We start from the raw sequence: 1,161 nt of genomic DNA on the forward strand, positions 1-1,161 counted from the left end.
GCGTGGCTGGTGAGGGTGCGGCGACTGGCGCGGAACTTTATGTTGGGCATGGCACTGTCTGGGTGAATGGCGATAATGGCTATATTGCCATGCAGGTCAGTGGGTTAGAAGTGCTTCCGGGGGCCGGTCTCACGGATTCAGGAATTACCCCTACTGCCAAACCGAGATGCTATGCCCATGAACTGTTTTGGATACGTGACGCTGATATCAGTGCAAAGATATGCACGTTTACAAGCAATCTCATGGACATCGATTAAAACGGTTCAGCTTAACGGGATGACCACTTCATAAAATCATGAAGAGCAGGAACTTGCAGTCCCATGTCATCTGAAAACTCATACTCGCCATCTGGCGTTTGGTTAGTCGCGTAAGCCCGTAGCCAAAATTTACGTTCGTCTGCGCTTAGCACATATCCCTTGTTATGATCACTACCCTTTAGCCGGTCAGGCATCGCCCAGCCCCGTTTTGACATCTTGGCAATCGTAATGACCAGGTGAGTCATCAGCGCTTGTTCGGGAGCCACTAGCTGATGGAAGTAAGGCCAAAACTCTTGATCTTCTGGTGAGCCTTGCCAGCCTCTATTACGTTTGACGTCATCAAGGTTTTCATACGGATGAGAATGAAAGGTGCCCACCAGTTCAATATTTTGCCAGTAGCGCTCAAAAAACTGTTTTTTGGCAATGATAGAGTCAAAATTTGGCTGAACCCAATCTTCGTGGCGAGTTGCTGACGTTTCAACTGTCGACATTGTGGCGACGATACGTGCAGGTAAATCACCCTTTGCCGGAATGGAGTATCCCCAGAGAAGGCCGAACGTTTCCAGCTTCGCATACCCTTTTGAACGTTCACGGCCTCGATGCTCAAATTCGTAGGCTTCAAACGCTGTCGTGAAGAGCTGAGGTACGACGTACTCTTCTATATAGGTGACTTTTTCCATAAATAATCTCTTTATAGGTTCAGGCGATACCTTTAAGGCACACTAACCTTAGGGCAGCAGCCTAAGAGAGAGCAAGCTTATCGGAAAATTATGAACTTACATTACAACCTCCCTGCTCAGACTCTTTTAAGTTATGATGAGCAACCTTAGCCCGGATTTCTCACAGGGTATAAAAGAAAGCGGCTGAAAGTGCTATGATTTCAAGAACCTAACCAATCCATCAA

General features: G+C 47.2%; 2 protein-coding genes. One reads left to right on the forward strand and one right to left on the reverse strand.

What is annotated here, in order from left to right; genetic code table 11:
• The coding region (locus CWI66_RS18495; RefSeq protein ID WP_232711012.1) for a hypothetical protein at positions 1–257 on the forward strand (257 nt) is incomplete at its 5' end.
• A gap of 11 nt (positions 258–268) precedes the next feature.
• Here CWI66_RS18495 and CWI66_RS17540 read toward each other — a convergent pair.
• The gene (locus CWI66_RS17540) at positions 269–937 is read right to left on the reverse strand and encodes a hypothetical protein (protein ID WP_100732384.1); all 669 of its coding nucleotides are present in this window, start codon (positions 935–937) and stop codon (positions 269–271) included.
• Positions 938–1,161: the final 224 nt, after the last annotated feature.

This window comes from Halomonas sp. 141 (assembly GCF_002810305.1).
Lineage (GTDB): Bacteria > Pseudomonadota > Gammaproteobacteria > Pseudomonadales > Halomonadaceae > Vreelandella > Vreelandella stevensii.

Bases quoted from the DNA above. Each gene is read 5' to 3' on its own strand.
- CWI66_RS17540 (WP_100732384.1), bottom strand. From the start codon at position 937: ATGGAAAAAGTCACCTATATAGAAGAGTACGTCGTACCTCAGCTCTTC.